Raw genomic sequence first — 11,779 nt, 5'->3', positions numbered from 1 at the left:
GCTAACGACGGCGGGGTTCAAGCGAGCCGGCGGCCGACAAGCCGAGGGTTCGTCTGCTCCAACCCAATTTCGCATCCGTTCCGTCGCGGGGGCCCTCTGCCGCTGTCTGCCCAGACAGTGACCGGCGGGCCGCAGCTTCCAGGACCGGTTGCCCGCAGGACCCCCAATGAAGATCGCAGTCATCGGCCACGGCATGGTCGGCCACAAGTTCCTCGAGCAGCTCCACGAGCTCGGCGTCGCGAACGCACAAGTCACCGTGCTTTGCGAAGAGCCCCGGCCGGCGTACGACCGGGTCCACCTCTCCGAGTTCTTCGCCGGCAAGACGGCGGAAGACCTGTCGCTGGTCGAGCCGGGCTTCTTCGAGCGCAGCGGCTTCACGCTGCGCCTGGCGGCGCGGGCAGTTGCCATCGAGCGGCGCAACAACACCGTCACCACGGCCGACGGCGAAGTGGTGCACTACGACAAGCTGGTGCTTGCGACGGGCTCCTTCCCCTTCGTGCCCGCCGTGCCGGGCCGCGACCGCCCGAACTGCTTCGTCTACCGCACCATCGAGGACCTCGAGGCCATGAAGGCCTGCGGCGCCCGCTCGAAGAGCGGCGTGGTGGTCGGCGGCGGGCTGCTGGGCCTTGAATGCGCCAAGGCCCTGCGCGACATGGGCCTCGAAACCCACGTCGTGGAGTTCGCGCCGCGCCTGATGGCCGTGCAGGTCGACGAAGGCGGCGGCCGCGCCCTGCGCAGCAGCATCGAAGCCATGGGCCTGCATGTGCACACCGGCCGCAACACGGTGGAGATCACCGACGGCGCGACCGCCCGGCACCGCATGGTGTTCGCCGACGGCACGCACCTGGAGACCGACATGATCGTGTTCTCCGCCGGCATCCGCCCGCGCGACGAACTGGCGCGCCAGAGCGTGCTGGCCGTCGGCCCGCGCGGCGGCGTGGCGGTCGACAGCCACTGCCGCACCAGCGACCGCAGCATCTACGCGATCGGCGAATGCGCGTCGTGGAACGAGCAGACCTTCGGCCTCGTCGCGCCGGGCTACGACATGGCCCGCGTGGCCGCCAGGCACATCGCCGGCCAGGACGACGCAGCCTTCACCGGCGCCGACATGAGCACCAAGCTCAAGCTGATGGGCGTGGACGTGGCGAGCATCGGCGACGCGCACGGCAAGACGCCGAAGTCGCGCGCCTACCAGTACGTCGACGAGCGCAAGCAGGTCTACAAGAAGATCGTCGTCAGTGAGGACGGCAAGCAGCTGCTGGGCGCGGTGCTGGTCGGCGACGCCGCCGAGTACGGCACGCTGCTGCAGATGGCGCTCAACGGCATCACGCTGCCCGCCGACCCTGAGTTCCTGATCCTGCCGTCGAGTGACGGCAAGGCCAAGCCGGGCCTGGGCGTGGATGCGCTGCCCGACAGCGCGCAGATCTGCTCGTGCAACAGCGTCACCAAGGGCCAGATCTGCGAGGCCGTGGGCCAGGGCGTGTGCACCGTCGCCGAGCTGAAGGCCTGCACCAAGGCCGGCGCCACCTGCGGCGGCTGCGTGCCGCTGGTCACGCAGGTGATGAAGATGGAGATGTCCAAGCGCGGCATGGCGGTCAACAACCACCTGTGCGAGCACTTCCCCTATTCGCGCCAGGAGCTGTACCACCTGATCCGCGTGGGCGAGATCCGCAGCTTCGCCGACCTGCTGGCAAAGCACGGCAAGGGCCTGGGCTGCGACATCTGCAAGCCGACGGCCGCGAGCATCTTCGCGTCGTGCTGGAACGAGTTCGTGCTGAAGAAGGACCTGGCCAGCCTGCAGGACAGCAACGACTACTTCCTCGGCAACATCCAGAAGGACGGCACCTACTCGGTGGTGCCGCGCATGCCCGGCGGCGAGGTCACGCCCGACGGGCTGATCGCCGTGGGGCAGGTGGCGAAGAAGTACGGCCTGTACACCAAGATCACCGGCGGCGCGCGCGTGGACATGTTCGGCGCGCGCGTCGAGCAGCTGCCCGCCATCTGGGAAGAACTGATCGCGGCCGGCTTCGAGTCGGGCCATGCCTACGGCAAGTCGCTGCGCACGGTGAAGAGCTGCGTCGGCTCCACCTGGTGCCGCTACGGCGTGGACGACAGCGTGGGCCTGGCCGTGGAACTGGAGAACCGCTACAAGGGCCTGCGCGCGCCGCACAAGATCAAGTTCGGCGTGTCGGGCTGCACCCGCGAATGCGCCGAGGCGCAGGGCAAGGACGTCGGCATCATCGCCACCGACAAGGGCTGGAACCTCTATGTGTGCGGCAACGGCGGCATGAAGCCGCGCCATGCCGAACTGCTCGCGAGCGACCTCACCAAGGCCGAGCTGATCCGGCTGATCGATCGCTTCCTGATGTTCTACGTGCGCACGGCCGACCGCCTGCAGCGCACCAGCACCTGGCGCGAGAACCTCGAAGGCGGGCTCGATTACCTGAAGGGCGTGCTGCTGCAGGACACGCTGGGCCTGGGCGACGAGCTGGAAACGCAGATGCAGCGCGTGGTCGACACCTACCAGTGCGAGTGGAAGACCGCGGTGAACGACCCCGTCACGCGCCAGCGCTTCCGCTCCTTCGTCAACAGCGAGAAGCCCGACGAGCACATCGTGTTCGTGCAGGAGCGTGGCCAGATCCGCCCCGCCCGCGTGGAAGAGCGAGGCGAAGCCGCCTCCGACGTCTCGATGGCTTGAAGAACATCCAAGGAAACCTCATGACCCAAGACAACCTCCAGTGGACCCCGGTGTGCGCAGCCACCGACATCCTGCCCGACACCGGCGTGTGCGCGCTGGTCGACGGCGTGCATGTCGCGATCTTCAGCGTCGGCCATGAGCAGGCGCTGTTCGCCATCGACAACGTCGACCCGAAGGCGGGGGCCAGCGTGCTGTCGCGCGGGCTGGTCGGCAGCCTCGGCGAGCGGATCGTGGTGGCTTCGCCGCTCTACAAGAACCACTTCGACCTGCGCAGCGGCGAATGCCTGGAAGCGCCCGAGCACTCGGTGCGCGCGCATGCCGTGCGCGTGCAGGAAGGCCGCGTGCTCGTCGCGCTGGCTTGAGGCCCGAGTCCCTTTTTTCAGTTTCGTCTTTTTCGCTTCCAAGGAACCAGAATGGCCTATCTAGCCCCCGCCGAGTTCGTCACCAAGATGGTGGACGCCGGTGAATCCAAGCTGCTGATGTCCACGCGCGACACGCTTATCCGCTCGTACATGGCGGGCGCGATCCTGGCGCTGTCGGCGGCCTTTGCCGTGAGCATCACCGTCAACACCGGCAATGCGCTGGTCGGCGCGATGCTGTTCCCGGTGGGCTTCATCATGCTGTACCTGCTGGGCTTCGACCTGCTGACCGGCGTGTTCACGCTGGCGCCGCTGGCCGTGTTCGACAAGCGCCCCGGCGCCACCTGGGGCGGCGTCGTGCGCAACTGGGGCCTGGTGTTCACCGGCAACTTCGCGGGCGCGCTGACGGTCGCGGTGTTCATGGCCGTCATCTTCACCTTCGGCTTCAGCGAGGCGCCCAACGCCATCGGCGAGAAGCTCGGCCACATCGGCGAAGGCCGCACGCTCGGCTACTCGGCGCACGGCGCCGCCGGCATGCTCACGCTGTTCATTCGCGCCGTGATGTGCAACTGGATGGTGTCGACCGGCGTGGTGGCGGCCATGATGTCGACCACCGTGTCGGGCAAGGCCATCGGCATGTGGATGCCGGTCATGGTCTTCTTCTACATGGGCTTCGAACACTCGATCGTCAACATGTTCCTGTTCCCCACCGGCCTGATGCTGGGCGGCAAGTTCACGATCATGGACTACCTGATCTGGAACGAGCTGCCCACTGTGCTGGGCAACCTCGTCGGCGGCCTGACCTTCGTCGGGCTGACGCTGTACTCCACGCACTACAAGACGGCGCCCAAGCGCGCCGCCAGCTGAGCCGGCCTGGATGCCGCGCAAGGCATTGCGCGTGACGCTCGGCCAGCATTCGCTGGCCGGCGCCAAATCGCCGGTCAACCAGGACTTCCACGGCGCCATGCTGCCCGAGGGAGCGCTGCGCGCCTCCAAGGGCATCGCGGTGGCGCTCGCCGACGGCATCGGCTCCAGCCGCGTGAGCCAGGTGGCGAGCGCGGCGGCCGTGCGGGGCTTTCTCGACGACTACTACGCAACCTCCGACGCGTGGTCGGTGCGCCGCTCCGCGCAGCGGGTGCTGGACGCCACCAACTCGTGGCTGCATGCGCAGACGATGCGCAGCGACGCGCGCTTCGACAAGGACAGTGGCTACGTCTGCACCTTCAGCGCGCTGATCCTCAAGGGCCGCGACGTGCACCTGCTGCACGTCGGCGATGCGCGCATCTACCGGCTGCACGCCGGCGCGCTCGAACAGCTCACCGAAGACCACCGCGTCAACGTGTCGTCGGCCGAGTCGTACCTGGGCCGCGCGCTGGGCGCGGGCGCCAGCGTGGAGATCGACTACCGCTGCTGGCAGGCGGAGGTGGGCGAGGTCTACCTGCTGGCCACCGATGGCGCTTACGCGCACCTCGACATCGGCACGGTGAATGACGCGCTGACCCGGAGCGCGGACGATTTCGATGCGGCGGCCCGCCTGCTGGCAGAAGCCGCGCAGGCCAAGGGCAGCGACGACGACAGCACGGTCCAGTTGCTGCGCATCGACGAACTTCCCGTGGCCGACGCGCCGCATGCGCAGCTGCAGCGCGAAGGCCTGGCGCTGCCGCCGGCCCTCGCGCCGAGGGACCGCTTCGAGGGCTTCACGCTCGTGCGCGAGATCCACATGAGCGCGCGCAGCCACGTGTACCTGGCCACCGACGACGCCACCGGCCAGCCGGCGGTGCTGAAGCTACCGTCGATCGACCTGCGCGACGACCCGGACTACCTCGACCGCTTCGTGCTCGAGGAATGGGTGGCGCGGCGCATCGACAGCCCGCACGTGCTCAAGGCGAGCGCCGTGGAGCGTGCGCGCAGCCACCTGTACGTGGCCATGGAATACGTGGACGGCCACACGCTGGCGCAATGGATGGTCGACCACCCCCGGCCCACGCTGGACAGCGTGCGCGGCATCGTCGAGCAGTTGGCGCGAGGCCTGCAGGCGCTGCACGGCAAGGAAATGCTGCACCAGGACATCCGCCCCGAGAACGTGATGATCGACCGCACGGGCACCGTCAAGATCATCGACCTGGCCGCCACCCACGTCGCGGGCCTGTCCGACGGCGGCGGCGAGCACCGCGCGCTCGCCATCGAAGGCACGCTGCAGTACACCGCGCCGGAATACTTCACCGGCCATGGCGGCACGGCCCGCTCCGACCTGTTCTCGCTGGCGGTGATCGCCTACCAGATGCTCGCCGGCCAGTTGCCTTACGGGCTGCAGGCGTCGCGCATCCGCTCACCCGCCGATGTCGGACGGCTGCGCTATGTGCCGGTGCGGCACTTCCGGCCCGACCTGCCCGCGTGGGTCGACGCCGTGCTGCAGAAGGCACTGCACCCGCAGGCCGCGAAGCGGCAGGAGGCGGTGTCCGAGTTCGCGCACGACCTCAGGGCGCCGGGGCCGGAGTTTCTTCGCGCGCGGTCACCCGCGCTGATCGAGCGCCGCCCGGTACTGTTCTGGCAATGCACGACGGTGCTGCTGGCCGCGGCGGTGATCGTGCTGCTCGGGCTGCGCGCCTTCGGGCACTGAAGAAGACGAAACTGTTCAGCCGGCCCGCTTGGTGCGGATCGCCTTCGACGCGCGCGAGTTCGGTTCGCGGCCCAGTGCCTCGCTGATGTACACGCCCGCATCGATCAGCTTGTCGAGATCGATGCCGGTCTCGATGCCCATGCCGTGCAGCATGTAGACCACGTCTTCGGTCGCCACGTTGCCCGTCGCGCCCTTCGCGTAGGGGCAGCCGCCGAGGCCGGCCGAGGACGACTGGAAGTTCCACACGCCCAGTTCGAGCGCCGCCAGCGTGTTGACCAGCGCCTGCCCGTAAGTGTCGTGAAAGTGGCCGGAAATGGCGTCGACATCGAAGTGCGCCAGCGTGGCCTCCATCGCCCCTTGCACCTTGCGCGGCGTGCCCACGCCGATGGTGTCGGCCACGTCCACGCGCTGCACGCCAATGCCCTTCATCAGCTGCGCGAGGTAGCCGACCTTGGCCGGCGCGATCTCGCCTTCGTACGGGCAGCCCACGGTGCACGACATGGCGCCGCGCACATGGATGCCCTTCTCTAGCGCCGCGGCCACCACGGGTGCGAAGCGCTCGATGCTCTCGGCAATGGAGCAGTTGATGTTCTTCTGGCTGAAGGCCTCGCTCGCGGCGCCGAACACCACGATCTCGTCCGGCCACTCCTCGCGCGGCGCGGCGATGGCCGCCTCGAAGCCCTTCATGTTGGGCGTGAGCACCGAGTAGAGAACACCGGGCTTGCGCACGATGCCGTGCATCACGGAGGCAGCGTCGGCCATCTGCGGCACCCACTTGGGCGAGACGAAGCTGGTGACCTCGATCTCCTTCAGGCCCGCGTCCTGCAGGCGGTGCACGAGGCCGATCTTGACTTCGGCCGAGACGGGCTGCTTTTCGTTCTGCAGGCCGTCGCGCGGGCCGACGTCGACGAGCTTGACGCGGGTGGGGAGTTTCATGGGATGTCTCTTGTGTCGCGGGAGGATGAAAAAACCGTCCTCGATTGTCGAACACATGGGAATGCCCTGCTTGGTATACAGGGGCGCGGAAGGTAGCAATGCGCGCCAGTCGCGTTGCAAATGGTGCCAGGAGTGCCCCGGGGGTGCCATCTGCCCGCCGCTAGGCCTTCGCGTCCGTCCGCTCCAGCATGCTCGTGCGGAACGCCATCTTCCGCACGATGGCGGAAAAGGCACGCGTGGGCGCCGACTCGCGCGCGCCCGGAGACCACAGCATGCCGGGCGTGCGCACCGGCGTCGGGCTTTCCAGCCGCACGATGGCAAGGCCCGAATGCGGGAGCACCGCGTTGGCCGAGACGATGGCGGCGAGCTGCGTCTTGGCCACCAGCCCCATGATCGGCGCCAACGTGTTGATCTCGGCCACCACCTGGGGTTCGGCGCCGCAGGAGCGGAAGCACTCGTCGAGCATCTGCCTGGTCGCGAAGCTCGCGGGCAAGAGCACCATCGGCAGGCGGTGCAACTCCACCATGCGCACCCGCTTACGCCGCGCGAGCGGATGGTCCTGCGCCACTACAAGCACCATCTCCTCGTTGTAGAGCGGCTCGAACTGCAGCGGCCCGGGCACGCCGGGCCGGTAGGCAATGCCGAGGTCGAGCGTGCCCTGCTGCAGCCGCTCGGCGATCAGGTCGGCGGCCAGCTCCTCCACCATCACGCGCACCCGCGGATAGCGCTGCTGGAAGCTCGCGATGCAGTCGGGAATGAAGCCGAGGTTGAAGGTGTGGGTGGAGCCGATGCGCAGCTCGCCCGCTGCTTCCTGCGGGTCTTCGCGCAACGCGCCCAGGCCGCGGTCGATCTCCTGCAGCGCGCGGGTCGCGTGGTGCAGGAAGACCTCGCCGGCCTCGGTCAGCGCCACGCGCTTGCCAATGCGGTCGAACAGCAACTTGCCCAGCTCGTCCTCCAGCTGCTTGATCTGGTGCGACAGCGTCGACTGCGTCACGTGCAGCCGCTCGGCCGCGCGGGTGAAGTTGAGCGAGCCGGCCAGCGCGCTGAAGTAGCGCAGGTGACGCAATTCCATGGAGACCTCGGGTCCGTCGAACAATCGATGTCATCGATGGTATCCATGAAAAACCATCATTGTTAAAAATCGTCGTGCCTGCATAGAGTTCGCACCCATCCCGGCACACAGGCATGGACACGAACAACAGGAGATAACGAGGTGCACAAAGTCCTCAGCGGCATCAAGGTCCTCGAACAGGGCACCTTCATCACCGGGCCGGCGGCCGGCATGTTCCTGGCCGACCTGGGCGCCGAGGTGGTCAAGGTCGAGCAGCCTGGCAGCGGCGATCCGTTCCGCTCGTTCCGCGGCGGCCTCTACAGCCCGCACTTCCAGACCTACAACCGCAACAAGCGCAGCATCACGCTCAATCCGAAGCTGCCCGACGACGCGGCGGTGTTCGACGAGCTGGTGAAGGAGTCGGACGTCTACATCCAGAACTTCCGTCCCGGCGCGGCCGAGCGGTTGGGCGCGGGCGAGGCGCGGCTGCGCGCGCTCAACCCGCGGCTGGTGTACTGCGCCATCAGCGGCTTCGGCCAGACCGGCCCCGCCGCCAACCGCCCCGCCTACGACACGGTGGCGCAGGCGGCCAGCGCCTTCCTCAAGCTGCTGGTGAACCCGGCCAACCCGCGCGTGGTGGGCCCGGCCGTGGCGGACGCGATGACCGGCTTCTACGCGGCCTACGGCGTGATGGGGGCGCTGGTGGAGCGCGGGCGCACCGGCCAGGGCCGCAAGGTGGAGGTGTCGATGCTCGAGGCCATGTGCCACTTCAACCTGGACGCCTTCACGCACTACTTCTCCGAGAACGAGATCATGGGCCCCTTCAGCCGTCCAAGCGTCTCGCAGTCGTACGTGCTGGAGTGCGCCGACGGCCTGTGGATCGCGCTGCACATGTCCTCGCCCGAGAAGTTCTGGCAGGGCCTGGCCAGCGCGATCGAACGGCCCGACCTGTTCCAGGACCCGCGCTTCGCGACGCGCGAGGGCCGCATCGCCCACCAGAACGACATGATCGCCCTGCTCGACGGCCTGTTCCGAGCGCGCGATCGCGCTGACTGGTGTGCGCGGCTGGAGGCCGAGGACGTGCCCCACGCGCCCATGTACGACACCCGCGAAGCGATGGAAGACCCGCAGGCCCGCCACCTGCAACTCGAGGTGAGCGCGCCGCACCCCGAGGGCGGCGAGTGGCGCACCATCCGCTCGCCCGTGAGCTTCGACGGCGAGCGCGCGCTGGCGGTCACCGCGCCGCCCGTGCTGGGCGCGGACAACGACAGCATCGTCGAGCCGATACGGCGCAGGCTGCGCCCGGCCGCCTGACGCGCCACCTCATTCCCACAAGAAAACGGAGACAGCCCCATGGCCCCATCGAACGAGGACGAACTGACACAGGCCGCGCTGCAGCGCCTGGAAGGCGCGGCCGACCCGCGCTTCGCGCGGATCATGCAGTCGCTCATCACGCACCTGCACGCCTTCATCCGCGAGGTCGACCTGCAGCCCGCCGAATGGATGACCGGCATCGAGTTCCTCACCGCCGTGGGCCGGACCTGCGACGACAAGCGCCAGGAGTTCATCCTGCTGTCGGACACGCTGGGTGCGTCGATGATGGTGGTGATGCTCGACCAACTGCGCGCCGCCGCACGCGCCGGACAGGAGCAAGACGCGCTGCACGCGACCGAGACCACCGAGGCCACGGTGCAGGGGCCCTACTACTGGGACGGCGCGCCCGAGCTGCCGTGCGGCGCCGACATCGCGCCGGGCGTACGCGGCGAGCCTGCCTTCTACAGCGGCCGCATCACCAACACCCGCGGCCAGCCGCTCGCGAATGCGCTGCTCGACATCTGGTCGGGCGACGGCGAGGGCGTGTACGACATGCAGGTCGAGGGCGCGGGCATGGCGGCGCGCGCGCGCATCCGCACCGACGCCGAAGGCCGCTACTGGTTCTGGTCGATCAAGCCCTCGTACTACCCGGTGCCGGTCGACGGCCCGGTGGGCCGCATGCTGATCGGCATGGGCCGCCACCCCAACCGGCCCGGCCACATCCACATGAAGGTCGCCGCCGACGGGCACGTGCCCGTGACCACGCACCTCTTCGTGGCGGGCAGCCCGTACATCGAATCGGACGCGGTGTTCGGCGTGCGGCCCAGCCTCGTCGTCGAGTTCGAGGCGCACGCGCCGGGCAAGGCGCCCGACGGCCGCGCGCTTGCGCAGTCCTGGTGGTCCGCGCACTACGACTTCCATCTCCAACCCGAGGCCGCCTGAGCCTTGCCTGAGCCTGTACACCCCATGAAAATCGGCAAATCCACCGTCCCGCGCACCGCCATCTGCACGTCGGACGAACACACCATCGTCGTGCGCGGGCACGACCTGTGCCGCGACCTGATCGGCCAGCTGTCTTTCGCGGACTACTTCTTCCTCCTGCTCACCGGCAAGCGACCCGACGCGGCCTGCAGCGCCGTGCTCAACGCCACGCTGGTGGCGATCGCCGAGCACGGGCTGGTGCCCAGCGTGCAGGCCAGCCGCATGACCTTCGCCGCCGCGCCCGACGCGCTGCAGGGCGCGGTGGCCGCCGGCATCCTGGGTTGCGGCTCGGTGATCCTCGGTGCGTCGGAAACCGCGGGCCGGTTGTTCGCCGAGGTGGCGGCGCGCGTCGATGCGGGCGAAGCACTCAACGATGTGGCCGCCGCCACGATCCGCGCACTGAAGGAAGGCCGTCAGGCCATCCCCGGCTACGGCCATCCGCTGCACAAGGCGAACGACCCGCGCGTGGACCGCCTGATCGAAGTGGCTGCCCAGGCCGGCGCCGACCTGCGCTACGTGCGCATCGCGCAGGCGCTGGAGCGCGTGATTCCCGACATCGTGGGCCGCGAACTGCGCATGAACGTCTCGGCCGCCATCCCGGCCGTGCTGCTCGGCGTGGGCTTTCCGGTGGCATCGCTGCGCGGCGTGCCCATCCTTGCGCGCACCGCGGGACTGATCGCGCACCTGGCCGAGGAGGCCGAGACGCCGAGCGGCTTCGCGCTGTCCTACCAGGCCACGCGCGAGCTGCAGTATGAAGGCGATGTGCCCGCCGGCTTCGGGAGCGCGGCATGAGGCGCCGCCTGCTGCTCGCCAGCACGCTGCTGGCCACCGGTGCCGCGCTGGCACAGATGCCCTCGCAGGGGTCGTCGCGGCCGCTGAAGATCGTGGTGCCCTTCGGCGCCGGCACCACCACCGACATCGTCGGCCGCATCCTGGCCGACGCGCTGGGGCGCCAGCTGGGCGTGGCCGCGATCGTGGAGAACAAGCCCGGTGCGGGCGGGTCCATCGGCAGCGAGCAGGTCGCGCGCGCCGGCACCGATGGCCAGACCCTGCTGCTGGGCACGGTCGGCACGCACGCCATCAATCCCTCGCTCTACAAGCGGCTGAGCTACCAGCCGCTGCGCGACTTCGTGCCGCTGGGCTTCGTGGGCGCCACACCCACGCTCCTGGTGGTGCCCGCCGGTTCGCCCTGGAAGAACGTGGCCGACCTGGGCCGCGCCACCGGCAACGTGAACTTCGCCTCGGCCGGCAACGGCACCTCGGGCCACCTGGCGGGCGAACTGCTCAACGTGCGCCTGTCGAAGAGCTTCATGCACGTGCCCTACCGCGACGGCGCGCAGGCCATGACCGAGCTGATGGCCGGCAACGTGCAGTTCATGTTCTATCACCCGGCCGCGGTGCTGCCGCAGGTGCGCGCGGGCAAGCTGCGCGCGCTCGGCGTGTCGAGCGCGAAGCGCAGCGCCGCCGCACCCGACGTGCCCACGCTGATGGAACAGGGCGTGAAGGACTTCGACCTCGTCGCGTGGTTCATGCTCTACGCGCCGGGCAGCATGCCCGCCGCGCAGCGCGACCGCCTGCGCGAGGCCACGCGCCAGGTGCTGGCCCAGCCCGAGGTCCGCGAGAAGCTCGCGCTGCAGGGCGTGGAGCGCACCGAGATGAACGCCGACCAGCTCGACGCCTTCGCCCGCGCGGAGATCGCCAAGTGGGGCGAGGCCGTGCAGCGCTCGGGTGCGCAGATCGACTGAGTGGCGGAAAAAGAGACCGGGCCAGGGAGCCGATTCACACAAACAAGCGGGCACGGCCTGCGACAGGAGACATTC

10 protein-coding genes are annotated in these 11,779 nt (G+C 69.0%); 8 read left to right on the top strand and 2 right to left on the bottom strand.

Features of this window, described 5'->3' with window-relative positions; all coding sequences use genetic code 11:
* Positions 1–166 precede the first annotated feature (166 nt).
* Genes nirB through ASC92_RS13480 form a run of 4 tightly spaced genes read left to right on the top strand, consistent with a single transcriptional unit; the run spans position 167 to position 5,677 of the window.
* The gene (gene nirB / locus ASC92_RS13495) at positions 167–2,698 is read left to right on the top strand and encodes a nitrite reductase large subunit NirB (protein WP_056515996.1); all 2,532 of its coding nucleotides are present in this window, start codon (positions 167–169) and stop codon (positions 2,696–2,698) included.
* A 20-nt stretch (positions 2,699–2,718) separates the two neighbouring features.
* Positions 2,719–3,060, top strand: coding sequence for a nitrite reductase small subunit NirD (gene nirD / locus ASC92_RS13490; protein ID WP_056515992.1), 342 nt, complete (start codon positions 2,719–2,721; stop codon positions 3,058–3,060).
* 51 nt (positions 3,061–3,111) lie between these two features.
* Positions 3,112–3,924, top strand: a complete 813-nt coding sequence (locus ASC92_RS13485) for a formate/nitrite transporter family protein (RefSeq protein ID WP_056515988.1) — start codon at positions 3,112–3,114, stop codon at positions 3,922–3,924.
* A 10-nt stretch (positions 3,925–3,934) separates the two neighbouring features.
* The gene (locus tag ASC92_RS13480) at positions 3,935–5,677 is read left to right on the top strand and encodes a bifunctional protein-serine/threonine kinase/phosphatase (RefSeq protein WP_056515985.1); all 1,743 of its coding nucleotides are present in this window, start codon (positions 3,935–3,937) and stop codon (positions 5,675–5,677) included.
* A gap of 15 nt (positions 5,678–5,692) precedes the next feature.
* On the opposite strand, the gene ASC92_RS13475 is transcribed toward ASC92_RS13480, so the two are convergent.
* Together ASC92_RS13475 and ASC92_RS13470 are read right to left on the bottom strand one after the other, a co-directional pair.
* On the bottom strand, positions 5,693–6,613 hold the full coding sequence (locus ASC92_RS13475; protein ID WP_056515982.1) for a hydroxymethylglutaryl-CoA lyase: 921 nt from the start codon (positions 6,611–6,613) through the stop codon (positions 5,693–5,695).
* Between the two features lie 160 nt (positions 6,614–6,773).
* Positions 6,774–7,685: a LysR substrate-binding domain-containing protein gene (locus tag ASC92_RS13470; RefSeq protein WP_056516423.1), complete on the bottom strand. Its 912-nt coding sequence runs from the start codon at positions 7,683–7,685 to the stop codon at positions 6,774–6,776.
* Positions 7,686–7,826: 141 nt separating this feature from the next.
* On the opposite strand from ASC92_RS13470, the gene ASC92_RS13465 reads away from it, so the two are divergent.
* The 4 genes from ASC92_RS13465 to ASC92_RS13450 are packed head-to-tail and all read left to right on the top strand — an operon-like array spanning position 7,827 to position 11,704.
* A complete protein-coding gene (locus tag ASC92_RS13465) occupies positions 7,827–8,978 on the top strand; it encodes a CaiB/BaiF CoA transferase family protein (protein WP_056515979.1) in 1,152 nt (383 codons plus the stop codon).
* A gap of 39 nt (positions 8,979–9,017) precedes the next feature.
* Positions 9,018–9,920 carry a dioxygenase gene (locus ASC92_RS13460; protein WP_056515977.1) on the top strand — a complete coding sequence of 301 codons (903 nt, stop codon included), beginning with the start codon at positions 9,018–9,020 and terminating at the stop codon, positions 9,918–9,920.
* 24 nt (positions 9,921–9,944) lie between these two features.
* On the top strand, positions 9,945–10,751 hold the full coding sequence (locus ASC92_RS13455) for a citryl-CoA lyase (RefSeq protein WP_056515974.1): 807 nt from the start codon (positions 9,945–9,947) through the stop codon (positions 10,749–10,751).
* A complete protein-coding gene (locus ASC92_RS13450; RefSeq protein ID WP_056515971.1) occupies positions 10,748–11,704 on the top strand; it encodes a Bug family tripartite tricarboxylate transporter substrate binding protein in 957 nt (318 codons plus the stop codon). Before ASC92_RS13455 ends, ASC92_RS13450 begins: the two co-directional genes overlap by 4 nt.
* Positions 11,705–11,779 lie beyond the last annotated feature (75 nt).

Source organism: Variovorax sp. Root411 (assembly GCF_001425205.1).
Classification (GTDB): domain Bacteria; phylum Pseudomonadota; class Gammaproteobacteria; order Burkholderiales; family Burkholderiaceae_C; genus Variovorax.
This window is presented reverse-complemented; position numbering and strand designations above follow the sequence as displayed.

Excerpts from the sequence above, each read along its gene's own strand:
- nirD (WP_056515992.1), top strand. The coding sequence starts at position 2,719 with ATGACCCAAGACAACCTCCAGTGGACCCCGGTGTGCGCAGCCACCGAC.
- ASC92_RS13485 (WP_056515988.1), top strand. The coding sequence starts at position 3,112 with ATGGCCTATCTAGCCCCCGCCGAGTTCGTCACCAAGATGGTGGACGCC.
- ASC92_RS13450 (WP_056515971.1), top strand. The coding sequence starts at position 10,748 with ATGAGGCGCCGCCTGCTGCTCGCCAGCACGCTGCTGGCCACCGGTGCC.
- ASC92_RS13460 (WP_056515977.1), top strand. The coding sequence starts at position 9,018 with ATGGCCCCATCGAACGAGGACGAACTGACACAGGCCGCGCTGCAGCGC.
- ASC92_RS13455 (WP_056515974.1), top strand. The coding sequence starts at position 9,945 with ATGAAAATCGGCAAATCCACCGTCCCGCGCACCGCCATCTGCACGTCG.
- nirB (WP_056515996.1), top strand. The coding sequence starts at position 167 with ATGAAGATCGCAGTCATCGGCCACGGCATGGTCGGCCACAAGTTCCTC.
- ASC92_RS13480 (WP_056515985.1), top strand. The coding sequence starts at position 3,935 with ATGCCGCGCAAGGCATTGCGCGTGACGCTCGGCCAGCATTCGCTGGCC.
- ASC92_RS13475 (WP_056515982.1), bottom strand. The coding sequence starts at position 6,613 with ATGAAACTCCCCACCCGCGTCAAGCTCGTCGACGTCGGCCCGCGCGAC.
- ASC92_RS13470 (WP_056516423.1), bottom strand. The coding sequence starts at position 7,685 with ATGGAATTGCGTCACCTGCGCTACTTCAGCGCGCTGGCCGGCTCGCTC.